The sequence below is a fragment of the Brevibacterium rongguiense genome, assembly GCF_009857845.1.
Lineage (GTDB): Bacteria > Actinomycetota > Actinomycetes > Actinomycetales > Brevibacteriaceae > Brevibacterium > Brevibacterium rongguiense.
On the sequence record NZ_WWEQ01000025.1, the window covers coordinates 1 to 23,798 of the forward strand.

Genomic DNA, 23,798 nt, shown 5'->3' on the forward strand with positions numbered 1-23,798 from the left:
GTTCCTCGCGACGCGGACGACGTCCTCACGGAACTCTTGGGGATAGGGAGCGGGCATGGCGCACATCCTTCCCTGCAACGCCGCACGGCGCCACAGATCATGTGACACCTGATCGTGCATCAGTCCCACTCGTCATGAGCTGCTGCTGAGGCGCGCCATGTCACGACGACGGAAGACACTTCCCGTGGACTTCGGCGAACAGCTGACCTCGGCCTCGCTGGACGAGCTCAAGGCCGTGTTCGATGGCTGTGCGCTCGATGCGCGGGGTGGTGATGAGAAATCCACGGCGATCGGGTTCGCGGACTGCCCCGATGAGCTCATCGTCTGGCTGGTCGAGCAAGGGCTTGATGTGGATGCGAGCGATGACCGTGGCAGGACTCCGCTCTGGAGGCGCGCGTTCCTCGGCCAGCCCCAACCGGTTGCTCAGATCCCGCTGCTGGTCGGCCTCGGTGCGGATATCGAGGCCCGGAGCGATGCGGGCAAAACACCCCTGCAGGCAGCGGTCGAACGGCAGCGGGTCGAGTCGACGCGCGTACTGCTGGAACAGGGAGCCTCGGCCGATGTGTTCGACGCTAAGGGAGCGCCGCTCCTGCTGCTCGGCCTCAGCACCACGAGGAACACCGGCATCGCGGACATGGCCGCCACTGCGAAGCTCCTGCTGGATCGTGGTGCGACCGGGACGCCCGCCATGTGCGAGCAGGTGGAGCGGATCGGCCGCGACTTCGAGTTCCACAGGGCGAAGTTCAACCCCACGCTGCTCGCTGCGGCGGAGGCCGGGCTCGCACACCTGTATCGGCTTTTCAACGTCACTCCCGAGGACCGCACCGAACCTCACGATGGCCATTCCGCTATCGCACTGCCCACTGGCGCGTGGCAGGAGCAGCACGCAGCGCTGTGGCGCTCACTCGTGCCATCGTCTGGTCCCGCCGAAACGGTGCAGGGCGAGGTCCTCCGCATCACCGGACGGATCGCCGACGAGAGCGTCCGCAACGGCGGGATGAATGGGGATGATGACTACCGAGCCATGGTCGACGCGTTGCCGGGATACCGTGCCCTCGGTAATCCCTTAGACGCAGATGACCTGCACCAAGCGCGCGAGCTTGCCGGAGCCGTGATCGGCGAAGAAGGGCCCGCCGCCCAGGTTGACCGCCTCAGTGAATTGGCCATCCGGTGGGTGGGAGGAAATCCTGTCCCGATTCCTTTGGGGTCTGTGCCGTATTCGCGCTGAATGGGGAATGCGCACCCCTCGTGGCAGGGTGGGGGAACGAAACCGCGATCGCCGCCCGCGGACCCCGCCTCACCGCGAGGCAAAGCTGGGTGCACGCAGCCACACCCCAAGGAGACGCACCACATGTCCCTGACCTTCGATGCAATCCTGCGCAGTGCCGGGATCGATCCCGCGCAGGCGCTTGTCATCCGTCATGCCTACGTGCGCGAGCACGAGGATTCCGGCATGGCGGGCATCCATGCCGACTCCACCGACGAGCAGGTGCTCGCCTACACGGGGCAGCATTCGTCGAAATCGGGCACTTTCCCCGTCTCCCCGCCCAAGATCTGGGTGGTCTTCCTCCGAGAAGGCGGTGATCGGGCGCGTCTCTGGTCGGTTGTGGAGAACCGGGGAGAGGTGTCCGACGATGGGGTGGTGCGCACGTTCGACATCACCCAGACAGGCCATCTGGCCGACCTGCGCAACCGCCTTGTCATCGGCTGGCGGGCTCCCCGCGCGTGGCGCCTCAACGGACCGACTGCCGCGCGCTATCCCGTTCTCGAAATCGCCGATGCGCCGCCGGTGCCATTCCCTGGATTCGACCAGGTGGTGCTCGATCGGCCGCAGCTCGAGGCGGCCATGCGCGAACACCGGTACGGCGCCTGGCGCACGGCGCTCGCCTCCGTCGCGGGCATCTACCTCATCACCGACACTCGCGACGGTCGTCAGTACGTCGGCAAGGCGGACGGCGCCGAGCGCATCAGCCAGCGCTGGGCCGCCTACGCGGCCAATGGCCACGGCGGCAATGTCGAACTCCGGGGCATGGACCCCGCGACCTTCCGCTACTCGATCCTCCGGGTCTTCGACCCGGCAACGCCTGCGCATGTCATCGACGCGGCGGAAGGCCACTTCAAGCAGGCACTCGATACGCGCCGCCACGGGCTCAACCGGAATTGAGCCGGAAAAGCTCGACCGCTCCTTGCAGTTCCCACGACAGCTAAGGTCACCATCATGTTCACCGGCATCGACCTGGCCGCCGACCCGCGTCGCACCGGCGTTGCGACCCTTCGGGACGACGACGCCGCCATTGTCGTCAGCGACGTCCACGTCGGGGCCAACGACGACGACGTCATCGCGCACGTCGCTGCCTCCACCAAGACCGGCGTCGATGTGCCGTTCGGGTGGCCGCGGGGCTTCACACACCTCGTCGGCGCCCACCGCGACGGCACGCTCGAACCGCCCGCGGACACCGGTCCAGACTGGCGGCGCGAGGTACTCTTCCGCGCCACCGACCGCGAGGTGCGCCGGCGCGTGGGCAAGGTCCCGCTCAGCGTCGCCTCGGACAAGATCGCCTACCCCGCCATCCGCTGGGCCGGCATCGCAGCCCGCCTGCGCGCGGACGGCACTCCGACTCCGCTCGATGGGTCCGGCCATGCCTGCGAGGTCTATCCCGGGGGAGCGCTCGCCATCTGGGGCCTGCCGCACGCCAAATACAAGGGCACACAGGCCGCCGAGGTGCGCCGCACACTCGTAGAACGCCTGGCCGAGCGCTTGCCCTCCCTCGACTGGGGAGAGCACCGCGACGCGTGCATCGCAGACGACAACGCGCTCGACGCCGTCATCGCCGCGCTCATCGCACGAGCGGTGGCGCGCGGCGAGGCCGTGCCGCCGTCACCGAAACTCAGCGAGGAGGCCGTCGCGGAGGGGTGGATCTGGCTCCCGGCCTCATAAAACGACCTGCAACTCCAGGGGTGAGGCTGGAACCGGGACGGAAGCCGAAGCCCCTCTGAAGCCGACAACCTGCAGCCATCAGGCGACACAGCACTCGCCTCAGTCCCGTCCCAGCTCCCGCCAGCTCGACTCCGAGACGTGGACGCCGAAGCGCTGCGCGGCGTCGAGGATGCGCCGCCACGCCTCGTCGCGCTCGGCATCGCTGACGCCCTCGACCTGGTCGAAGCGGGTCAGTGCATCGCGCACGTGCCGCGCGTCGATGAGCGGCTCCTTGCGCTCCCGGGGGAACGCGAAGGCGGAATCGGGCAGCTCATCGCGCTCGCGGGCACTCAACCTTGTCATGACCTCACTCCTCTCCGGATCATCGTGGCACGCGCGGCGCCACTTCTCCATAGCGGCGGCGCGGCCAGCCCCAGCCGCGCCAGCATCGACACAGCGCACCCCGCCGCCCCACTGGCCCACGGCGCACGCCACTCACTCCGCGAAGTCGATGACCACCTCGTACATGCCCTTGATCAGGCGCATCCCCGTGAACCCCAGGCGCAGGAGCCGGGGCATCCGCGACCTATCGGCCAGGTAGGAGGAGAAGTCGAACTCGACGCGGACGTTCGCGATCCGATCGCTCCAGCCGCGGACCTCGTAGGGGTCCTTGAGGCGGAACGGCATGCGGGCGTTCGGGGTGCCCGAGCGGCTGATCTGGCGCTCGCTGCCCGCCGTGACCAGCGGTGACTCCGCGTCGTAGCAGAACCGCCCGCCGGGGAAGCGCTCGCCCATGGCCCGCACGAGGTCACGGGCATCGGCGACCTCGACGTAGTACATGACCCCAGGTGCGACCGCGATGACGCCCCGGCTGGCGTCCACCCGGTCCAGCCACGCGTGGTCGGTGAGCGAGTACGGCAGGTCGACCTCCCGCTCGCTCGGCTCGACCCACTGCCGACGCATCTCCAGCACGTCGGGGAAGTCCAGGTTGTACACGGGCGAGGACTCGTCAGACACCTCGGGCGCCAGCCGATCGAGCCCGCAGCCGATGTTCACCACCGCCGCCCCGGGGTGCTCCGCGACGTACCGGTTGACCTCTGTGACGGTGAGGAGGTGGCGCAGCCCGTAGACCATCGCCGGCCCGCGGCCCAGCTACTCGGCGGAGCTGCCGGCCGCGCTGCGGATCCGCGCGGCCTGCTCGGCCCACGGGTCGGCAAACGGCTCCGGCCACCGCCGCGCGGAGTCCGCGCGGCCCATGAGCGGGAAGAACAGGGTCTCCTGGACGGGAGTAAGTGGCACGTGCTCTCCTTCTGCTGGTGGTTGTGCGGTCTGCTCGCGGTAGCGCTCTCAGGTAGCGATCGGACACTCAGGAGTCGTGCTTGTCGTGTTCGATCGCGCTGCTGCTCTCTCCCGCATCGACGCCCGCCCCCGCATCGCCGCTCGCTCCCGCATCACCGACCGCCTCCGCATTGCCGGTGGCGATGAGCCGCTCGACGTCCGCGCGCTCCACGCCGAAGCCCGTGAAGCCGGGCAGCCGGCCGATGGGGATGGACCCGAGCATCGCGAGCGCGGTCTGACTGCCCTCCTCACCGGCGCCGAGGCGCCCGGCCAGACCCGCGAGCAGCGGGCCCGCGACGGGGTGCTCGCGCACCTCGGCGACGGTGGACTCCATGCTCAGCGGCGGGCGCACCGCCTCGCCGGCAACCGCCACGTCCACGCTGCCGCGGATGTCCCGGCTCGAGGCGCCCACGTCCAGCCGGTACGTGCCCGGCTCCACGACGAAGCGCCCCACCCGCTCGTCCCAGTACGCGAGGTCCGCAGCCCGCACCATGAACCCCACCTCGCTGGCCTGCCCGGCAGGAATCTCCACGGAGGCGAACGCCCGCAGCTCGCGCGGAGGCCGCGCCACGATGGAGTCGCCGAGGTGTGCGTATACCTGGACGACCTCGCGCCCGTCGCGCTCGCCCCGGTTCTCCACGGTCACCGTGACCGCGATGTCGCCGGACTCGCACACCCGGGCGGTCGGCTGGCCGTAGGCGAACGCGGTGTAGGACAGCCCGTGGCCGAACGGATAGGCGACCTCCCACTCCCGCTTGTCGTACCAGCGATAGCCCACGAACACGCCCTCGCCGTAGCGCACGCGGCCCAGCTCCCCGGGGAAGTTCCCGAACGCCGGGGTGTCCTCGAGGCGCAGGGGAATCGTCTCGGCCAACCGCCCCGAGGGGTTCACGGCGCCCAGCAGCACATCCGCGGTGGCCGAACCGCCCGCCTGGCCCAGCAGCCACGCCTCGACGATCGCGGGCGCCCGGTGAGCGAACGGCAGCGCGACGACCGAGCCGTTGGACAGCACGACCACCGTGCGCGGGTTGGCATCGAGCACCGCGTCGAGGACCGCGAGCTGGTGGGCCGGCAGGTGGATGTGGCCGCGGTCGTAGCCCTCGGACTCCTCGTTGTCGGTCAGGCCCAGGAAGACCACCGCGGTGTCGCACGCGGCGGCCAGTGCCGCGGCCTCCTCCCGCAGCGCGACCCCGGCTTCACCGCCTCCGCCGTGACCATTGCCGTCACCCCCGCCGTTGAACGCGAACCCCGGCGCGAAGGCGACGCGCTCACCCAGAGCCTCGCGCAGCGCGTCGAGTGCCGAGTCCACCCGGGTGGGGTTGATGTGCGAGGAGCCCCCGCCCTGGAAGCGCGGGGTGCGGGCGAACTCGCCGATGACCGCCACCGAGCGCTGCGGGTCGAGCGGCAGCAGGGGAGCGGCGGGCCCGGCCAGCGCCTCGGCCTCCGTGGGCGCGCCGGCCCAGGGCGCGGGCTCGTTGCGCAGCAGCACGATGCCCCGGCCCGCGGCCTCCCGCGCGATCGCGTGGTGGGCCGCGACGTCCAGGGTGCGGGGCGCACTCGCTGCGGTCTCTGCCAGTCCGACCCCTGCCGGCTCGGTTCCCGCCGTCCCGGCCCCTCCCTGCTGAGCCTCCGCCCGCCCGGTCTCGGCCCGGCGGACCAGCTCGACGATGCGCTCGGCCGCCGCATCGAGGACGGCGGGGGAGAGGTCGCCGGACTCGACGGCCGCCTCGACCTGCGCATTCGGCTCACCGGAGCCCCCGGGCATCTGCAGGTCGAGTCCCGCCGCGAGCGCCGCCACTCGGTCGCGCACCGCACCCCAGTCGGAGACGACGAGGCCGTCGAAACCCCATTCCTCGCGCAGCACCTGGGTGAGCAGCCAGGGGTTCTCCGAGGCGAGCACGCCGTTGATGCGGTTGTACGAGCACATGACGGTCCACGGCCGCGCCTGCTGGACCACGCGTTCGAAGCCGCGCAGGTAGATCTCGCGCAGCGGGCGCTCGTCGACCTCGGCGGAGATGCGCAGACGGTCGGATTCCTGGTTGTTCACGGCGAAGTGCTTGAGCGAGGCGCCCACCCCGCACGACTGGATGCCCTCGACCATGCCGGCGGCCACGGCCCCGGTGAGCAGGGGGTCCTCGGAGAAGTACTCGAAGTTGCGGCCGCACAGGGGTGAGCGCTTGATGTTGATGCCCGGTCCCAGGACCACCGCGACGTCGGCGAGGAGCGCCTCGGTGCCGAGCGCGGCCCCCACTCGCCGGGCCAGCTCCGGGTCGAACGAGGAGCCCAGTGCCACCGCCGGCGGGAAGCACGTGGCCGGGATGCTCGCAGCGAGACCCAAGTGGTCCGCGTCGTCGCCCTGCTTGCGCAGGCCGTGCGGGCCGTCGGAGAACGCGATGGAGCCGATGCCGGCGGTCGGGATCGCGCGCGTCGTCCAGAAGTCGGCGCCGCTGGTGAGCGAGGCCTTCTCCTGGGTGGTCAGGCCGGCCAGGGCCTGGGCGATCGGTCCGGTGGGCGCCGAAGGTGCAGGGGAGGTCATGGGCGTCTCGCTTCGCGTGGAACGGTGAACGGTGTGGTGCCGAAAGGGGTGCAGCCGGATGCCTTGGCAGGGCGTCCTAGCGCTCATGCTGGCACGTTCGAGCGGCGGGCAAAACCCCTGATAAGCAGCGGTCGTCCCGCCCCGCCAAGCACCCTTGCCGGGTTCCCCTGCCGCGCGCCACCTGCCCCCCCATGACCTCCCATGACGCGCCACCGCTCCCACCGGAGCGGCCCCGCTAGGCTGACCGCACCCCGCGCCCGGCCACCGGGCGCGACCGCCCCAGGGAGGTTCCATGTCCGCACCCGCCCAGGACATCGCCGGGCCCGCGCCAGTGGGCGAGGCGACCGCCCCCACCGGCCTGCGCCGGACCATGGAGTCGCGCCACCTCGTCATGATCGCCCTCGGCGGGGTCATCGGCTCCGGGCTCTTCGTCTCTTCGGGGTACACGATCGCCCAGGCGGGCCCGCTGGGCGCCGTCATCTCCTACGGCCTGGGGGCGCTTGTGGCCTACATGGTCATGAGCTGCCTGGGTGAGCTCACCGTCGTCCACCCGGTCTCCGGCGGCTTCCACGACCACGCCACCCGCTACCTGGGCCCCGCGTGGGGCTTCGCCGTCGCGTGGCTGTACTGGATGTGCTGGGCGGTGGCGCTCGGCAGCGAGTTCACCGCGGCGGGTCTGCTCATGCAGCGCTGGTTCCCCGCGGTGCCCGTCTGGGTGTTCTGCCTGCTGTTCGCGGCCCTGCTGTTCGGCATCAACGCCACGTCCTCGCGCGTGTTCGCGGAGACGGAGTTCTGGTTCTCGCTCGTCAAGGTCGTCGCCGTCGTCGCCATGATCGTTGTGGGCGCCGGCGTCATCACCGGCATCAGCCCCGCGGGCGAGGCTCCGGCGGGCCTGGGCGGATTCGCCACCTCCGGCGGGCTGTTCCCCACCGGCGCGGGCGGCGTGCTCGTGACGATCCTCGCGGTCTTCTACGCGTTCTCCGGCACGGAGCTCATCGGCGTGGCCGCCGGCGAGGCGAAGGACCCCGCCCGCTGCATTCCGCGCGCCCTGCGCACCGCGGTCCTGCGCCTGACGATCTTCTTCGTGGGCGCCATCGCCGTTATCGCGGCCCTCGTCCCGTTCGAGACCGCCGGGGTGGACGAGAGCCCCTTCGTCACCGTGTTCGACCGGGCGGGGCTGCCCTTCGGAGCCGATGTGATGAACTTCGTCATCATCACCGCGCTGCTGTCGGCCGGCAACTCCGGGCTCTACTCGTGCACCCGCATGCTCCACTCCCTGGGCGAGCACGGTCAGGCCCCGCGCGCGCTTGCCCGCACCACCCGCCGCGGCATCCCGCTGCTGGCGCTGGGCATCTCGATGCTCGGTGGGCTGGCCTCGCTGCTGTCGAGCGTCGTGGCCTCCGAGAAGCTCTTCCTCGCGCTCGTGTCCGTTGCGGGCTTCGCCGTCGTCGCCGTGTGGATGGCGATCGTGGCCTCGCAGATCTCGTTCCGCCTGCGTCTGCGCCGGCGCGGTGGCCGGGCGGGAGACCTGGCCTACCGCTCGCCGTTCTTCCCCGTGCTGCCCATCCTCGCGCTGGTGGCGCTGACGGCCTCGCTTGTGGGCGTGGCCCTCGATCCCGCCCAGCGGGCGGCGCTGTGGTTCGGGCTGCCGTTCACCGCGGTGTGCGTGGGCTGGTACTGCCTGCGCCACGGCCGGTCCTCGCTGCGGCCCGCGCCCGAGGTGTGGGCCGCGCAAGTGCCCCCGGTGCACCATCCGCTCGGCTAGCTGCGCTGACGACCCCCGGCATGAACCGGGCGTCTCGTGAACCTGCCGAGCCTGGGCTGCGATGCCCAGCGGTGCAGGCCCAGCAGTGAGGGTCCCGCGCTCGGACCCTGTGTCGCGAGCACGGCACTGCGGGGGCACGCCTGGCGGACCGGCGCCTCGGCGGCAGGGCACCTACGGCGCCGGGCGCACGAGCGAGGCGAGCTCCGGTTCCTCCTCCACGAGGGTGCGCGCCGTGGCGAGGATCGCGCGCTCGAGGGCCTGCGCCGCGCGCGAGGGGCGGATCCCCGCCCGGGTGGCGAGGCTGACGGTGCGCGAAAGGCTCGGCTCGACGAGCGGCACGGAGGTCAGCTGCGGCCGGTCGACGAGCACCATCGCGGGCACCACGGCCACGCCCAGCCCCCGCTCGACGAAGCGCAGGACGGCGTCCATCTCCGCGCCCTCGACGACGACGGCGGGGGACAGGCCCGCCGCGGCGAACGCGGCATCGGTGGCCTCGCGCAGGTCATAGCCGTGGTGGAACTGGACCTGGGGGAGCGCGGCGAGCTGGGCCAGCGTGACGGCACCGCGCGGCAGCAGCGGGAAGTCCGCCCCGCAGACCACGACGAGGTCCTCGCCCAGCACCGCGCGCAGGTCCAGGCGCGGCATCCGCGCGGCCGGCTCCAGCGTGCGCGTGATGAGCGCCAGGTCGAGGTCGCCGGCGCCGAGCGCGCCGATGAGCTCGCGCGAGCCCTTCTCCATGAGCTCGAGCTCGATGCCCGGGTGGGCGCGGTGGAAGCGGCCCAGCGCCTCGGCGGCCAGGCTCACGCACAGCGTGGGCGTGGCGCCCAGGCGGACCCGGCCGCGGCGCAGGCCCGCGAGCTCGTCGAGGTCACGGCGCACCGCCTGCGCATCGGCGAGCATCCGGCGGGCGGTGGGCAGCAGCGCCTCGCCGGCGGCGGTGAGGGCGATGCGCCCGTGCGCGCGGTCGAAGAGCCGAGCGCCCAGCTCCCGCTCGAGGGTGGAGATCTGGCGGCTGAGCGAGGGCTGGGCCAGATGCAGGGCCGCGGCGGCCCTCGTGAAGTGGCCGGTCCGGGCGACTTCGGCAAAGCCCGCGAGCTGTTCGAGATTCACCCCCATAGCGTAGGGATATCAAGGTCAGTTGAACAATGCATTGGACGCATAGATCAGGCGTACCTAACCTGGTCGGCATGACTGCCACAGCGGGCCCTGCCCCCACCACAGAACACGTCATCGCCACCTCCGTGCTCGTCATCGGCACCGGCGGCTCCGGCCTGCGCGCCGCCATCGAGGTGGCCGAGTCCGGCGTCGACGTCGTCGCCGTGGGCAAGCGCCCCAAGGAGGACGCCCACACCTCGCTGGCCGCCGGCGGCATCAACGCCGCCCTGGCCACGATGGACCCCGATGACACATGGCAGCAGCACGCGGCGGACACGATCAAGGAGTCCTACGGGCTGGCCAACCCCCGCACCGTGGAGATCGTCACCCAGGGCGCCGCGCAGGGCATCGCCGACCTCGAGCGCTACGGGATGGCGTTCGCCAAGGAGGAGGACGGGCGGATCTCCCAGCGCTTCTTCGGCGCCCACACCTGGCGGCGCACCGCCTTCGCCGGGGACTACGCCGGCCTGGAGATCCAGCGCACCCTCATCCACCGCGCGCAGGCGCTCGACATCCCCATCCTCGACCGCGTCTACATCACGAAGCTGCTCGTGGCCGACGGCCGGATCTTCGGCGCCTACGGCTTCGACACGCTCGACGGCACCCGCTACCGGATCAACGCGGACGCCGTCATCCTGGCCGCCGGCGGCCACAACCGGATCTGGCGGCGGACCTCCTCGCGCCGCGATGAGAACACCGGCGACTCGTTCCGCCTGGCCGTCGAGGCCGGCGCCCGCCTGCGCGACGCCGAGCTCGTCCAGTTCCACCCCTCGGGCATCCTCGAGCCGGAGAACGCGGCGGGCACCCTGGTCTCCGAGGCCGCGCGCGGTGAGGGCGGCATCCTGCGCAATGCCCTGGGCGAGCGGTTCATGGAGCGCTACGACCCGGAGCGGATGGAGCTGTCCACCCGCGACCGCGTGGCGCTGGCCGCCTACACGGAGATCCAGGAGGGCCGCGGCACCGAGCACGGCGGCGTGTGGCTCGACGTCTCGCACCTGCCGCGCGAGACGATCATGAGCCGCCGGCCGCGGGTGTACCAGACGCTTATGGAGACCCAGATGCTCGACATCACCCAGAGCCCCATCGAGATCGCCCCCACCGCCCACTACTCGATGGGCGGGGTGTGGGTGGACCCCGTCGACCACAGCACCGACGTCGCGGGCCTGTGGGCGATCGGCGAGGCGTCCTCCGGGCTCCACGGCGCCAACCGCCTGGGCGGCAACTCGCTCATCGAGCTGCTCGTCTTCGGCCGGCTCGTGGGCCAGAGCGCGCTCGCCTATTCCGCGGGCCTCGAGGCGCAGGTGCGCTCCGCCGAGGCGGTGGCGCAGGCCCGCGGCGAGGTCCAGGAGCTGCTCGACTCCCAGGGCACGGAGAACGTGCGCGCCCTCCAGCGTGAGGTGCGCAACCTCATGACCGAGCACGCCGGCGTGGTGCGCGACGAGGCCGGCCTGCGGGCGGGGCTCGACAGGCTCGCCGACATCGAGGCGCGGATGGCCCAGGTGGGCATCCACCCGGACATCGCCGGCTACGCCGATCTGTCCCACGCCTTCGACCTCAAGTCCTCCGTGCTTGCCGCCCGCGCCACCCTCGAGTGCGCGCTCGAGCGGCGCGAGACCCGCGGGTGCCATAACCGCAGCGACTACCCGGAGATGGACCCGGAGCTCCAGGTCAACCTCGTGTGGTCCCCGGAGGCCGGCGTCGTGCGCGAGCGGATCCCGGAGGCCGACCCGGCCGTCGCCGCGCTCATGCACTCGGGCGAGGAGATCGACCTGCAGGGCAAGCTCGTCGAGTAGCGGGCACACCGGCCCCGGGGTGCCCGAGGCCGGGGGGGGCGTGCGTCGGGCCGGCCGGGGCTGCCCAGTGCTGGGGCTGCCCAGTGCTGGGGTTGTCCGGTGCCGGGGTTGCCCGGTGCCGGGGACCGGGGGCTAGGGTGGGCACCCCGCCACAGGGCGGATCGCCGCGAGAAGGGAACGACATGGCCCAGACATCGGACCAGCAGAACCAGCACGCTCAGGAAGCCCTGCAAGACGAGGACCGCCAGCAGGCCGAGGACCGCAGCCCCGCCCCGGATCACGCCGAGGACGGCGCCTTCTTCCCCTCGCCCTACTCGCTGTCGCAGTACACCGCGCCCACGACCGACTTCGACGGGTTCGCCACGGACGAGGCCTATGCCGGCGATCGCTGGAAGGTCCTCGTCATCGCCACCGCCGAGCGCTACATGCTCATGGACAACGGCACGTTCTTCTCCACCGGCAACCACCCGGTCGAGACCCTGCTGCCGCTGCACCACATGGCGCACGCGGGCTACGGCATCGACATCGCGACGATCGACGGCACGCCCGCCAAGTTCGAGTGGTGGGCCTACCCCTCGCAGGACGCAGCCGTAGCCCAGGCCTGGGAGGCCTCGCGCGCGGACTTCAAGGCCCCCAGGCGCCTGTCCGACGTCATCGCGGATGGGCTGGAGGACTACGCCGCGGTGTTCATCCCCGGCGGCCACGGGGCCATGAATGCCCTGCCGTTCAGCGCCGAGGTGCAGGAAGCGCTCGACTTCTTCCTGGCCGAGGACCGGCTCATCGTCTCCCTGTGCCACGGACCGGCCGCCTTCCGGGCCGCCGGGCTGGGCCGGTCATCGAACCCGTTCGCGGGCTTCGCCATCACGGCCTTCCCCGACGCCCTGGACTTCGGGGCGAACCTGGAGATCGGCTACCTGCCCGGCCCTATGCCGTGGAAGCTGGGCGAGGCGCTGCGCGCCGAGGGGCTGACGATCCTCAACGACGACATGACCGGCCAGACGACCCGCGACCGCAATGTCCTCACCGGCGACAGCCCCCTGGCCGCCAACGCCCTGGGCAAGGAGGCCGCCGCCGCGCTGCTCGAGCGCTTCGGCTCTTAAGCGTCCCCCCGGGCCCGCTCACGCGGGCCGAGTGGTGCTCTCCGAGAGCTCGCGGTGCTCGTCGGCGCTCGCCAGCACCCGCGCGGACTGCTCGCGCACGGCGTGGAGCGCATCGCGGCCCAGGTAGAGGCGCGAGGGCGGGTTCGGCAGGTCCGCGAGCTCGACGATCGCGCGCGCGACGAGGGCGGGGTCCCCGCCCTGTGCGTGGTTGAGGCCGTCGAGCTGCGCGAGTGCGCGGGAGACCTGCGTGTAGTCCTCGATCGTGTCAGCCGGGCGCCGTGAGGACGACGCGTCGAGGAAGTCCGTGCGCACGCCGCCGGGGCACACGGCCGTGGCCCGCACCCCGAACTCGGCGGCCTCCTGGGCCACCGCCTCCGTGAGCATGAGCACCGCCGCCTTCGTGGCGCTGTAGAGCCCGGTCGCCGGGCTCGTCACGGTCGCGGAGATCGAGGCCATATTCACGATCATGCCGCTCCGCTGCCGGCGCATGGCGCCCAGCGCCGCGCGGGTGACCCGCAGCAGGCCGAAGACGTCCACCTCGAAGTTCGCGGCGACCTCCGCATCAGAGAACTCCTCCACGGCCCCCAGCAGGGAATAGCCCGCATTGTTGACGACCACGTCGAGGCGGCCGAACTCGGCGACGACCGCATCGACCGTGGCCTGCGCGCTCTCGGCGCTGCCCAGGTCCATGGCGACGGCGCGGAAGCGGTCCGCACCCGCCTCGACCTGCGCCCGCAGCCGCTCCGGCGAGCGCGAGGTGCCCACCACCGTGTGGCCGGCGGCCAGTGCCGCCCGGACGATCTCCAGCCCCATGCCCTTCGAGGCTCCCGTGACGAGCCAGACGCCTGTGGCCATGCTTCCTCCTGGTGCCGCGCGGATGTGGGCCGATCCTACCGCGCGCTCAGTCGAACGCGCGCTCCTCGCGCAGGCGCGGCTCGACCGTGAGCTGCGGGCGGATTCCGACCTTGCCCGAGTAGAACGCGCGGATGCGGTCCATGTCTGCGGCCACATCGCCGGTGAGGTCGATGGTGGGGCCGAGTCCCGTGGTCTTCGTGGCGCTGTCGACGAAGCCCAGCGTCACGGGCATGCCGGCCTCGGTGGCGATGCGGTAGAAGCCGGACTTCCAGTGCTCGTGAGCACCGCGGGTGCCGTCGGGGGTGACGACGATGCCGAACGACTCCCCGGCGTGCACCCGCGCCACGACCTGCGCGACGATCCGGCTGGGGTCCGAGCGGTCCACCGGGATCCCGCCGAGCGCGCGCATGATGGGCCCCCGCCAGCCCGCGAACAAACTGTGCTTGCCCAGCCAGCGCACGTGGATGCCCAGGCGCCACGCGATCGCCAGCATGAGCGGAAAGTCCCAGTTCGAGGTGTGCGGGGCGCCCAGCAGCACGGTGGGCCGGCTGGGGGCGGGCTCGGTGGCCAGCGTGTACGGGCTCAGGCGCCAGAAGCCGCGCGCGATCAGGCGTCGAATCATGGCGCCCACCCTAGGCGACGCGCCGCCAGCGGCCTATTCGCGTCCGGGGCGGCTGGCCTAGGGTGGGCGCCATGGCGAAGCCCCCCGCCCGCATCGCGGGCGACCTCCTGGACGAGCACGGCACGACGTATGCCCAGCAGGCGGGGATCCGCCTGGCCGATCGTCCGGCGCCCCTCTTCCAGCTGCTCGTGCTCGCCAACCTCCTGTCCGCCCGGATCGGGGCGGACATCGCGGTCGCCGCGGCGCGCGAGCTCTGGGCCGCCGGCCTCACCACTCCCGCGCGCATGCGCGACTCGGGGCGCGCTGAGCGCGTGGCGGCTCTGGGCCGCGCGGGCTACCGGCGCTACGACGAGAGCACTGCCACACGGCTGCGCGCCATGTCCGAGCAGCTGCTCGCGGACTACCGCGGTGACCTGCGCCGGCTCCGCGCCGACGGGGGCGCAGACCTCGCAGCCCTCGGCCGGCTGCTGCAGGCGTTCCCCGGCATCGGACCCGCGGGCGCGCAGATCTTCCTGCGCGAGGCCCAGGGGGTCTGGTCGCTGGAACCGGTCTTCGACGCCAAGGCCCTCGAGGGCGCCCGCCGGGCGGGGCTGCCGGCCGACCCCGAGGCGCTGGCCGGCCTCGTCGCCCCTGCCGACCGGGCGCAGTTCGCCGCCGCGCTCGTGCGCCGCGCGCTGCAGAAGTAGGACCCGCGACCGCGCAGGGCACGAACTGCTGGGCCCGGACTGGGGATCCGGTCCTGCTCGGCCCACAGTCCCGGACGCGTCCAGCCGGGCCCGATTGTGACGTGTGCCCTTGCCGCGCGGATAAAAATGAGTACGCTCAAAAATGAGCGCATGGAGCATGCGCGGCCGCCGCGGCGGCTGAGCGAGGAGGGACACCATGAGTCAGATCGCACACGTCACCGTGCTGGGAGCCGGAGTGCTCGGCACGCAGATCGCCTACCAGACCGCCTACCGCGGCTTCGACGTTACCGTCTACGACATCGGCGATGAGGCCCTGACCGCCGGCCGCAAGCGGCTGGACGCGCTCGTCGCCGCCTACCGCGCCGAGGTCGAGGGCGCCACCGAGGCGAGCACGCAGGCCGCGCTCGACCGCCTGACGATGACGACGGACCTCGCGCAGGCCGCGGGGAATGCCGACCTCATCATCGAGGCCGTCCCCGAGCGCCTCGACATCAAGCGCGAGACCTACGAGAAGCTCGCGGCGCTCGCCCCCGAGCGCACGATCTTCGCGACGAACTCCTCGACGCTGCTGCCCAGCGACATCAAGGACTTCACCGGGCGCCCCGACCGGTTCCTCGCCCTGCACTTCGCCAACCAGATCTGGAAGTTCAACACCGCGGAGGTCATGGGCACCGCGGACACGAGCCCCGCCGTCTTCGACACGGTCGTGGAGTTCGCCCGGGAGATCGGCATGGTGCCCATTCCCGTGCTCAAGGAGCGCCCGGGCTACGTGCTCAACTCGCTGCTCGTGCCCTTCCTCAACGCGGCCCTCGACCTGGCCGCGGGCGGCTATGCGCAGCCCCAGGACGTCGACAACGTCTGGCGGATCGCCACGGGCGCTCCCATGGGACCGTTCCAGATCTACGATGTCGTGGGGCTGGGCACGGCCTACAACATCCTGGCCAGCGGCGATGAGCACAGCCAGCGCCTCGCCGCGTGGCTCAAGGAGCACTACATCGATCGCGGCCGCCTGGGCGTCGGCGCGGGCGGCGGGTTCTACGACGACCCGCAGGCCTGAGCCGCCCGCCTCCCAGTGGTGACGGCGCACGCGCGTCGGTAGGCTTCAGGTGCCGCGCCACCCGTGCGGTGGGCACGCCGCCGGGCGGGCCGCAGACAGGGAGGTCCGTGTGGGCGCAGCGCCGAGGGGCGAGGGCCGGGAGGCCGCCCAGACCCGCCGGGAGACCGCGGCCGACCGCCGCGAGTGGGCCGCGATGTGCAGGCACGTGCGCGTGCCCACGATGTGGGGCATTCCGCTCCGCCTCTTCCTCGCGGCCCTCGCGCTGGGCCTCCTGCTGCCCCTGGCCGATCGCGTCCTGGCCCCGCTGACGGCCTACCCGCCCCTCGACGCCGGCGCCGTGGGCTCGCTGCTCGGCATCATCTCCGGGGCCATGGTCACGCTCGCCGGCCTGGTCTTCAGCGCGCTGACGGCGGCCATGAGCCTGGGAGTGACCGCCCTGTCGGTGCGCATCTCCCCGGTCTTCCAGGGCGATCGCGTCATCCAGTGGGGGCTGGGCTGCTTCGTGGGCGCGTTCGCGTATGCGCTGCTCATCGCGCTCTCGATCGCCGTGGGCGGTCAGGCGTACCGGCCCTGGGCCTCGACCATCGTGGCGGTCATCATCACGACGGGCTGCGGCATCATGTTCATCGCCGTGGTTGTGCGCGTGTGCCGCCTGCTCAACCCCGGCGGCCTGCTGCGCCGCCTCGCCGCCGAGGGGCGCGAGGCCTCGCGCTACGACCCCGCCCGCTTCCACACCCGCGCCGCGGAGCTGGCCACGGGCACCGCGGCCGGCGGCGATGCGGTGCGGCGGCGCAGGCGCACGCCGCGCGGGGACGTGGTGCTGGCCGTCAACATCCCGCGCCTGCTCGACTGCGAGGACGCCTGGGGCGTGCGCATCGAGCTCGTCCCGAGCCTGGGCACCCCCGTGCCGGTGGGGGGCCTGCTGTTCCGCACGAGCGCGCCGGCCAGCCGCGCGCAGTGCCGCACCCTCGAGTCCGTCCTGGCGTTCGGCGACGTGCTCTCGCCCGCGAGCGGCCCCTTCGGCGCGATCCGCGCCATGGTCGACATCGCACTCAAGGCGCTCTCGCCCGCGGTCAACGACCCGAGCCGGGCCGTCCAGGCACTCGATGAGATCGAGGACATCCTCGCCGAGCTCGCCCCGGACATCGCCGCCCGCGAGGCGCTGCTCGCCGCCCACCCCGACGCCTCCGTCCTGCGCGACTGGACCCGCAGCTGGGACGACTACGTGGCCGCGGCCACGGACGAGATCCGCCAGTACGGCACCGGCAGCGTGCAGATCCAGCGCCGCCTGCGGGCGCTCTTCGACACGTTGGCCGCGCAGTGCGAGCCCGGGCAGCGGGGGGCGCTGGCCGAGCGCCGCGCCGTCCTCGACCGCGGGCTCGAGCGGTGGTGGGCCGATCCGCTCGATCGCAGGCTCGCCGGGTGCGCCGACCCGCAGGGGCTGGGCCGTGCCGCCGGGACCGCCGAGGCCCCGCCGGCCTGAGCGCTGCCGCTCAGCCCCGCCCCGACTCGGGTGCACCGCCCGTGGCCGCCCACACCTCGCGCCACTTCGCCGCCAGCGTGTCGGCGGTCTCGTGGGCGTTGAGGCCGCTGGGGTTCGGCAGCGCCCACAGCGGCACATCGTGCGGCCAGCCGGGCACCCAGGGCGCACCGTCGTCGGCTGCGGCCGGCTGCCGGCCGAGCACCGCCGCGGGCCGGTCGAAGGCCGTGCGGAAGGCGGTGATGCCCACGATCGCCACGGCGCCGGGCCGCAGCACGGCCGTCCGCCGGGCCAGCCGCTGCCCGCCCGCGCGCAGCTCCGCGGGCTTCAGCTGGGCGGCGCGGGCCGTGGTGCGGCCCACGAGGTTGGCGATGCCGATGCCGCGCTCGGCGAGCAGGCGCTCGTCGGCCGGGCTCAGCCCGCGCGAGGCATCGACGGTGCACGGCAGGATGCCCGCCGCCGCGAGCGAGGGCCAGAAGCGGTTGCCGGGCCGGGCGAAGGGCGCGTTCACCGCGGTCGTCCACGGGCTCGGGTTGATGCCCACGATGAGCAGGCGGACCCGGCCCGCGGACTGCGCGTCGTCCGGCAGCGGGAGCACATCGTCGCGGACCGGCCCCTCGGCCGCCGCGGCGAGCTGCGCGGGAGTGGGCCGCGCGCCGCCCAGCGGCGAGGGCCGCCGCCAGGGCCGCCAGCGCGCGGGGAGACCGGATTCGGGGCCGAGGGGAGCGGGAGGCGACATGCCCACCAGCCTAGGCGCGCCTCGGGAGCGGTCTCAGATGAGGCCGTGCTCCTCGAGGAGCTGGCCGATCTCCCCGTGCTCGAGCCTGCCGCGCAGGTAGCCGCGCAGCGCCGCCGGCCCGGGCATCTCGACCTTCTTGCCGTCGCGCATCCGGGCCGAGGCCTCGAGCAGCGCGCGCACGTCGTACGTGGAGGCCCAGGTCTCCGGCACGCCGCGCTCCACGTCGAGGAGCTCGTAGACGGCCTCCATGCCCGTGCGCACCGAGTACTCGGTCGTGAAGATCGTGTCCCGGCCGGTCTCCGCGAATTGGCCGAGGAACGCGAAGTTCTGCGCGCCCTCCGGCACCACCTGCGGGCGATCGCCGGCGCGACGGGGCATGAAGAAGCTCGTGACGTAGGGCATCATGACCGGCACGCACCGGGCGCCGGTCGCCGCGAGCTCCGGGATCTCCTCGACGGGCACGCCCAGGTGGTAGAGCCACTCCTGGGTGATCTCCTCGCCGGTGCACTGCGCCAGCGGCTTCTTCACGTAGTCGCCCTCGACATCGACGAACAGGCCGTAGACCCACACGACGATCTGGTCGGCCGGCTGCTTCTTGAAGTGCGGCTGGCGGTTGACCGTCCAGCTCAGCAGCCACTTCGAGTCCTCCGCGGTGACGATGCCGCCGGTGACCACGCGGCCGCTGAACGGGTCGCGCTGGGCGATCCGCTCGATGTAGGCGGGGATGCGCTCATCAAGCGTCGTGACGGTGGCCGACTCCCACTTCGTCTCCTCGATCGAGGAGCAGAACACCTCGGGCCGGCCGAAGGCGGGGTCCTTCTTCGCGATGCGCTTCCACAGGTCCCAGGCCGGTGCCGGGCCCTCGTTGAGGGCTGCGGGCGTGTGGTGGTCGCCGTCATCGGAGTTGTCCACGAGCGAGCCGATCGTGAGGAGCGCGAGGTCGTGCTCGCCCAGCTCGATCGTCTCCTCGGCGCCGGCGCGGCGGCAGTGGATCGCGGTGGCGCGGATCTCGCCGTTGCGGTGGGCGAAGTCCACATCGAGGACCTCGGTGCCGGAGCGGAAGACGACGCCGTGCTCGGTGAGGTAGTGCATGAGCGGCAGCACGAAGGACTCGTACTGGTTGTACTTCGTGAACTTCAGCGCCGTGAAGTCCGGCAGCCCGCCGATGTGGTGGATGAAGCGGTGGAGGTAGAGCTTGAATTCGAGCGCCGAGTGCCACTCCTCGAAGGCGAACATCGTCCGCCAGTACATCCAGAACGGGGAGTCGAGGAACTCGCGGCCCATCGCCTCGTCGATGCGCTTGCCCTCCATCTCGGAGCGCTCGGCGAGAAAGATCTTCAGCAGGTCCTTCTGCGCCCGCTTGGGCAGGTCGAAGCGGCCCTCGTGGCCCGCGTCCTCGCCCTGGCGCACGGTGGCCCGGCGCAGCGAGTAGTTGGGGTCGTCCTTGTTGAGCCAGTAGAACTCGTCGAGCACGGAGGCGCCGTCGATCTCGAGTGAGGGGATGGAGCGCATCATGTCCCACAGGCACTCCATGTGGTTCTCCAGCTCGCGGCCGCCGCGGATGACGAAGCCCTTCTCCGGGACGTCCAGGCCGTCGAGCGCGCCACCGGCGATGTCGCCCTTCTCGAGGATCGTGACGTTGGCGCCGGGGACCCCGGCGTCGCGGATGAGGAAGACGGCCGCCGCGAGCCCGGCCAGGCCGCTGCCGACGATGTACGCCTTCGTCTCCTGCGCGTGGCGTGCGGGGCGGGGGCGCGCGAATGCCTCGTAGTTGCCTGCCGTGTGCTCCATGGTCCGTCCTTCCCGATGCGTGCCGAACGGGGCTCATCCGGCCTCAATATTGAGTGTACTCAATTTTGAGTGGACTACAATCGCAGAATGACGACGATTGAGGGGGCCGCGGCGGCAGGGACATCGCCCACGACGGGGCGGGAGCCGCCGGCACCGGGCAGGCGCGAGCGGGCCAAGGCGGACAAGCGCGCGCGGATCCTCGCCGCGGCGCGCGCGCTCTTCGAGGAGCGCGGCTTCGAGGCCACCTTGATGAGCGAGGTGGCCCAGGCCGCGGACGTGGCCCAGGGGACCGTCTTCCAGCACGCGGCGACGAAGGCGGAGCTGCTCATGATGGTCACGGCGGCGCTCTGGGGCGGGCACGAGGAGGCGCAGGCCGCGGCACCGCGACCTGGGCGCGGCGTACCCGGCGCATCCGGCACCCGTCTGGCGGCGGGGGAGACCGCGGGGCAGATCGCGGACCTTATCTCGCCGTTCGTCGCCGCCATGCGCCGCTGGCCCGAGCCCACGACGTGGGTCGCCCGCGAGATCCTCTTCGGCGCGGACATGCCGCACCGTCAGCAGGTGCTCGCCCACGTGGAGGCGCTCGAGGACCAGATCGCCGCCCGGCTGCGGGGGGCGGAGGAAGCAGATCGGGAAGACAGGCAAGCGGCCCAGCCCGACTCCCGCACCGATGCCGCGGCGACCGGTGCCCGCCTCATCGTCACCGGCGTGCTCGTCGAGCTCAACCGCTCCCGGCAGGGGCGCATCGACGGCGCGGACATCGATGTGGTCCTGCGCCGGCTCATCGACCTCGTGGTGGCCGGGGCGTCAGCCGCTCGGTGACCCGGAAGCCGCCGCCGGCCGGTAACGGCTCGATGCCCCACCGCACGGCCGGCAGGCGCGTGCCCGCCAGCGCAGGCGCGCCCCGCGGAAGAGGTGCGAATGCGAGGCCCGCAGCACCGGCCCGGCCTCAACCGCGGGGTCCTCGCTGGCCCCGGTGCTGCGCGCCATCGCCTCAGTCGCGCCGCTCGGCCCGGTGCACCGCGCGCTCGAGTTCGGCCTTGTCCATCGAAGGCCTGCCCTCGATGCCGTGGCGCTTGGCGTCGGCGTACAGCTGGTCGCGGGTGCGGCCCTGGGGGCCCTCGTGCGAGTGCTGGCCCCCGCGCTTCGACGGGGACATGTCCTGCGTCGAGGTGCGCGAGGCGTCCTTCGCCTCGCCCTCCTGGGCGCGCTCCTTGTTCACGGTGCGCGCGGCGATCTCCTCCGCGGTGTCCTCGGAGCGGCCGCGCTGCTCGAGGCTGTCGCGGATGTGCTCGTACTGCCGCTCGCGCTTGTCACTCCACGGCTGCTGGGGCATGGCCGCTCCCTTCCCGCTGGCCGGCGCGCTCAGCGCCCGGCGAGCTCCTGGGCCTTCTTCTCGATCTCCGGCTCGCCGGCGGCGCTCAGGTCGATGTCGCCCACCGCGACGACGTGCGCGTGGAGCGGGTGGCTGCCCTTCTCCAGGTACTCCGCGAACGCCTGCGCGGCATTGGACTTGCCGGTGCCGTGGCCCAGCAGCACGAAGTCGCGGCCCGCGGCGTCCCTATTGAGGTCCGCGACGAGGTCGTCGAAGAAGCGCTTGAGGTCGTTCTCGTCGTCCCGGCCGGTCTTCTTCTCCACCGTGCGCATATGGTGGCCGCGCGAGTCCGGGTTCTTCTCGTGCTCGTGCGCGTCGACCTCCACGTCGTGGGCGCTGAGGTCGAAGTCGTAGAACCGCGCGTCCTCCTCCGTCAGCGTGACGACGAACAGGCGGCCGGTGCCCTCGGTCGACTCGTGCTTCGCGAAGAGGTGGCGGGCGTGCTCGATGTCCTCGATGCCCACGAGGCCGTCGTGCTGGCGGCGGAAGACCTGGCGGTGGCCGTTCATGTCGACGGCCAGGCGGTCCCCGGACTCCTGCTCGACACGGTCCGCGTAGTTCTCCCACATCGTGATGAAGTGGGTCCACTCGATATCGCGCGGGGCGGGGCTTGCGAGGATGCGCTCCTTGGTCTTCTCCGCGTGATCGCTCATGGGTTCCTCCTTGGGTGTGCGGGCCCGTGGGCCCGTGGGTGGCCGGTGTTCGTCTCCGACCCTAGTCCGCGCCGGCGGCGGCGTCACTCCCGCACGTCGGCGGGCTCGTGGGTGAGGGGCAGGCCCGCGGCGGCCCAGGCCTCGAAGCCGCCGTCGATGTCCGCGGCCCGGTGCAGGCCCATCTGGCGCAGGCTGAAGGCCGCCAGTGCGGAGGAGTAGCCGTGGCGGCACACGATGATCCAGCGCTGATCGAGGCTGCGCGCCTCCGGGATGCGCCACGCGAACGCGGGGTCCAGGCGCCATGGCAGCACGGTGAGGTCGATGACGAGGGCGCCGGGGATGTGGGCGGCGCTGCGGCGGTGGGCCTCCGTGCGGACGTCGACGATGAGGGCGCCTGCACCCTGCTCCGCCAGGGCCTCCTGCGGGCTGAGCCGCTCGATGCCGGCCCGCGCCCGCGCGAGCAGGGCCATGGCACCCGGGGCGGTGGGCTCGGAGGTGCCCGCCGCGGGCGATGCGGGCGGTGAGTCGTTCGCTGCCATCCCGGCACCGTACACCCCGCCCCCGCCCGCGGTGCTCCCACTCCTTCCGAAAAGCGCGGGGTGCCCACCGGCCCCCGTAGCCTTGCCCCATGTCCGAGAAGCCCCCGAGCGCGGTGATCCGCCGGCGCCGCCTCATCGCCGCCTGCGCCGCGGTCTGCGCGCTCCTCCTCGTGGCCGCCGGAGTGCTGTGGGCCGCGGTCGCCCGCGGAGCCGGGCCCGGGGATGCGGAGGCCGAGCCGGAACAGCTCGCGGCGCCGAGCGCCTCGGCGCCCACCGGGCTGTCCACCCACGCGGCCGACGGGGTGCCGGAGAAGGGCAGCGGCCGGTGGGCCGCGCTGGGGGAGACGAAGCGGGCCAATGCGCAGGGCCGCGCTTTCCCCGTCTTCATCCGCGTCGAGGACGGCCTGCCGATCGACGCACAGGAGGCCGCGTCGTTCATCATGACGACGCTGCAGGACCGCCGCGGCTGGCAGCGCCTCGACCACGTGGCGTTCGCGCAGGTCAGCAGCCAGTCCAAGGCCAAGGTCACGATCAACATCGCCGCGCCGTCGACCGTCGACAGGCTGTGCGCGCCCGCCACCACCGACGGGGAGCTGTCCTGCCGCAACGGCGACAACGTCGTGTTCAACGCCCGACGCTGGCTCGCCGCGACCCCCGAGTTCGACAGCCTGGCCCAGTATCGGACCTACCTCGTCAGCCACGAGGTGGGCCACGCCCTGGGGCACGGCCACGAGAAGTGCCCGGGCCGGGGCAGGCTCGCCCCGGTCATGCAGCAGCAGTCGATCTCGCTCCAGGGATGCCGCGCGAACGGGTGGCCCGCGCAGCGCTGAGGTGCCTACAGTGAGCGGATGGACATCCGCATCGAGCCAGGCGACATCACGCAGATCGACACGGACGCGGTCGTCAACGCCGCGAATTCCACGCTGCTGGGCGGCGGCGGCGTGGACGGCGCCATCCACCGCCGCGGTGGCCCGGAGATCCTCACCGCCTGCAAGGAGCTGCGGGCCACGGCCTACCCGGACGGCCTGCCCACCGGCCAGGCCGTCGCCACGACGGCGGGGAAGCTGCCGGCCCGCTGGGTCATCCACACGGTGGGCCCGGTCTTCGCCAAGAAGGAGGACCGCTCGCACCTCCTCGCCGCCTGCTACCGCAATGCGCTGTTGGCCGCCGCGGAGGTGGGGGCGGAGTCGATCGCCTTCCCCGCCATCTCCGCGGGCATCTACGGCTGGCCGATGGACGACGCCGCGCGGATCGCCGTGGAGACCGTCCTCGCCACCGCGCCGCAGGTGGAGGGCACGGTCCGCGAGGTCGTCTTCGTGCCGTTCGGCGCCTCCGCCGAGGCCGCCTTCCGGGCTCAGCTCGACGCGTAGCCGCCCGCGCGTGTGGGATGATTGCAC

Annotated in this window: 24 protein-coding genes; 12 read left to right on the forward strand and 12 right to left on the reverse strand. The window is 72.4% G+C overall.

Annotation, left to right across the window (positions count from 1 at the left end; translation table 11 throughout):
* Positions 1–184 precede the first annotated feature (184 nt).
* The 3 genes from GSY69_RS07300 (at position 185) to GSY69_RS07310 (ending at position 2,938) form a co-directional block, all read left to right on the forward strand.
* Positions 185–1,228 (forward strand): ankyrin repeat domain-containing protein, encoded by a 1,044-nt coding sequence (locus GSY69_RS07300; protein ID WP_328698796.1) that lies wholly within the window; start codon positions 185–187, stop codon positions 1,226–1,228.
* A gap of 123 nt (positions 1,229–1,351) precedes the next feature.
* The gene (locus GSY69_RS07305; RefSeq protein WP_160953216.1) at positions 1,352–2,164 is read left to right on the forward strand and encodes a GIY-YIG nuclease family protein; all 813 of its coding nucleotides are present in this window, start codon (positions 1,352–1,354) and stop codon (positions 2,162–2,164) included.
* A 54-nt stretch (positions 2,165–2,218) separates the two neighbouring features.
* Positions 2,219–2,938, forward strand: coding sequence for a DUF429 domain-containing protein (locus GSY69_RS07310; RefSeq protein ID WP_160953217.1), 720 nt, complete (start codon positions 2,219–2,221; stop codon positions 2,936–2,938).
* A 99-nt stretch (positions 2,939–3,037) separates the two neighbouring features.
* Here the strand turns inward: GSY69_RS07310 and GSY69_RS07315 are convergent, their stop codons facing one another.
* The 4 genes from GSY69_RS07315 to GSY69_RS07325 form a co-directional block, all read right to left on the reverse strand.
* Positions 3,038–3,280: a DUF6582 domain-containing protein gene (locus tag GSY69_RS07315; protein WP_160953218.1), complete on the reverse strand. Its 243-nt coding sequence runs from the start codon at positions 3,278–3,280 to the stop codon at positions 3,038–3,040.
* A 132-nt stretch (positions 3,281–3,412) separates the two neighbouring features.
* Positions 3,413–4,051 carry a class I SAM-dependent methyltransferase gene (locus GSY69_RS07320; RefSeq protein WP_202410919.1) on the reverse strand — a complete coding sequence of 213 codons (639 nt, stop codon included), beginning with the start codon at positions 4,049–4,051 and terminating at the stop codon, positions 3,413–3,415.
* Between the two features lie 18 nt (positions 4,052–4,069).
* On the reverse strand, positions 4,070–4,216 hold the full coding sequence (locus GSY69_RS14185; RefSeq protein ID WP_202410920.1) for a hypothetical protein: 147 nt from the start codon (positions 4,214–4,216) through the stop codon (positions 4,070–4,072).
* Between the two features lie 67 nt (positions 4,217–4,283).
* Complete coding sequence (locus GSY69_RS07325; protein ID WP_160953219.1) at positions 4,284–6,791, reverse strand: glycoside hydrolase family 3 C-terminal domain-containing protein; 2,508 nt, start codon at positions 6,789–6,791, stop codon at positions 4,284–4,286.
* Positions 6,792–7,083: 292 nt separating this feature from the next.
* Here GSY69_RS07325 and GSY69_RS07330 point away from each other — a divergent pair, with 292 nt between their 5' ends.
* A complete protein-coding gene (locus GSY69_RS07330) occupies positions 7,084–8,556 on the forward strand; it encodes an amino acid permease (protein WP_160953220.1) in 1,473 nt (490 codons plus the stop codon).
* Between the two features lie 171 nt (positions 8,557–8,727).
* On the opposite strand, the gene GSY69_RS07335 is transcribed toward GSY69_RS07330, so the two are convergent.
* A complete protein-coding gene (locus GSY69_RS07335; protein WP_160953221.1) occupies positions 8,728–9,672 on the reverse strand; it encodes a LysR family transcriptional regulator in 945 nt (314 codons plus the stop codon).
* A 71-nt stretch (positions 9,673–9,743) separates the two neighbouring features.
* On the opposite strand from GSY69_RS07335, the gene GSY69_RS07340 reads away from it, so the two are divergent.
* Positions 9,744–11,504: an L-aspartate oxidase gene (locus GSY69_RS07340; protein WP_160953222.1), complete on the forward strand. Its 1,761-nt coding sequence runs from the start codon at positions 9,744–9,746 to the stop codon at positions 11,502–11,504.
* 182 nt (positions 11,505–11,686) lie between these two features.
* Positions 11,687–12,604: a glyoxalase III HchA gene (gene hchA, locus GSY69_RS07345; RefSeq protein WP_160953223.1), complete on the forward strand. Its 918-nt coding sequence runs from the start codon at positions 11,687–11,689 to the stop codon at positions 12,602–12,604.
* Positions 12,605–12,622: 18 nt separating this feature from the next.
* Here the strand turns inward: hchA and GSY69_RS07350 are convergent, their stop codons facing one another.
* Both GSY69_RS07350 and GSY69_RS07355 read right to left on the reverse strand, forming a co-directional pair.
* Positions 12,623–13,459, reverse strand: a complete 837-nt coding sequence (locus GSY69_RS07350) for an SDR family oxidoreductase (protein WP_160953224.1) — start codon at positions 13,457–13,459, stop codon at positions 12,623–12,625.
* Between the two features lie 46 nt (positions 13,460–13,505).
* Positions 13,506–14,081, reverse strand: a complete 576-nt coding sequence (locus GSY69_RS07355) for a 1-acyl-sn-glycerol-3-phosphate acyltransferase (protein ID WP_160953225.1) — start codon at positions 14,079–14,081, stop codon at positions 13,506–13,508.
* Positions 14,082–14,152: 71 nt separating this feature from the next.
* Between GSY69_RS07355 and GSY69_RS07360 the strand changes: the two genes are divergently transcribed.
* From GSY69_RS07360 to GSY69_RS07370, 3 genes are all read left to right on the forward strand, one after another.
* On the forward strand, positions 14,153–14,767 hold the full coding sequence (locus tag GSY69_RS07360) for an HhH-GDP family DNA glycosylase (protein ID WP_160953226.1): 615 nt from the start codon (positions 14,153–14,155) through the stop codon (positions 14,765–14,767).
* A 196-nt stretch (positions 14,768–14,963) separates the two neighbouring features.
* Positions 14,964–15,824: a 3-hydroxyacyl-CoA dehydrogenase gene (locus GSY69_RS07365; RefSeq protein WP_160953227.1), complete on the forward strand. Its 861-nt coding sequence runs from the start codon at positions 14,964–14,966 to the stop codon at positions 15,822–15,824.
* A 109-nt stretch (positions 15,825–15,933) separates the two neighbouring features.
* Positions 15,934–17,307, forward strand: a complete 1,374-nt coding sequence (locus GSY69_RS07370) for a DUF2254 family protein (protein WP_328698797.1) — start codon at positions 15,934–15,936, stop codon at positions 17,305–17,307.
* A gap of 10 nt (positions 17,308–17,317) precedes the next feature.
* On the opposite strand, the gene GSY69_RS07375 is transcribed toward GSY69_RS07370, so the two are convergent.
* Together GSY69_RS07375 and GSY69_RS07380 are read right to left on the reverse strand one after the other, a co-directional pair.
* Complete coding sequence (locus tag GSY69_RS07375) at positions 17,318–18,043, reverse strand: mismatch-specific DNA-glycosylase (protein ID WP_160953228.1); 726 nt, start codon at positions 18,041–18,043, stop codon at positions 17,318–17,320.
* 33 nt (positions 18,044–18,076) lie between these two features.
* Positions 18,077–19,834, reverse strand: coding sequence for an oleate hydratase (locus tag GSY69_RS07380; RefSeq protein ID WP_160953229.1), 1,758 nt, complete (start codon positions 19,832–19,834; stop codon positions 18,077–18,079).
* Between the two features lie 87 nt (positions 19,835–19,921).
* On the opposite strand from GSY69_RS07380, the gene GSY69_RS07385 reads away from it, so the two are divergent.
* Positions 19,922–20,656, forward strand: a complete 735-nt coding sequence (locus tag GSY69_RS07385; protein ID WP_160953230.1) for a TetR/AcrR family transcriptional regulator — start codon at positions 19,922–19,924, stop codon at positions 20,654–20,656.
* A 172-nt stretch (positions 20,657–20,828) separates the two neighbouring features.
* Here GSY69_RS07385 and GSY69_RS07390 read toward each other — a convergent pair whose 3' ends face one another.
* The 3 genes from GSY69_RS07390 to GSY69_RS07400 all read right to left on the reverse strand — a co-directional run bounded on the left by GSY69_RS07390 (position 20,829) and on the right by GSY69_RS07400 (position 22,401).
* Positions 20,829–21,170, reverse strand: coding sequence for a plasmid stabilization protein (locus tag GSY69_RS07390; RefSeq protein WP_160953231.1), 342 nt, complete (start codon positions 21,168–21,170; stop codon positions 20,829–20,831).
* Positions 21,171–21,199: 29 nt separating this feature from the next.
* The gene (locus GSY69_RS07395; RefSeq protein WP_160953232.1) at positions 21,200–21,862 is read right to left on the reverse strand and encodes a hypothetical protein; all 663 of its coding nucleotides are present in this window, start codon (positions 21,860–21,862) and stop codon (positions 21,200–21,202) included.
* Positions 21,863–21,945: 83 nt separating this feature from the next.
* A complete protein-coding gene (locus tag GSY69_RS07400; protein ID WP_160953233.1) occupies positions 21,946–22,401 on the reverse strand; it encodes a rhodanese-like domain-containing protein in 456 nt (151 codons plus the stop codon).
* A gap of 89 nt (positions 22,402–22,490) precedes the next feature.
* Between GSY69_RS07400 and GSY69_RS07405 the strand changes: the two genes are divergently transcribed.
* Both GSY69_RS07405 and GSY69_RS07410 read left to right on the forward strand, forming a co-directional pair.
* Positions 22,491–23,231 carry a DUF3152 domain-containing protein gene (locus GSY69_RS07405; protein ID WP_160953234.1) on the forward strand — a complete coding sequence of 247 codons (741 nt, stop codon included), beginning with the start codon at positions 22,491–22,493 and terminating at the stop codon, positions 23,229–23,231.
* A gap of 18 nt (positions 23,232–23,249) precedes the next feature.
* Entirely contained in the window at positions 23,250–23,771 is a 522-nt protein-coding gene (locus GSY69_RS07410; RefSeq protein ID WP_160953235.1) for an O-acetyl-ADP-ribose deacetylase, read from the forward strand.
* Positions 23,772–23,798: the final 27 nt, after the last annotated feature.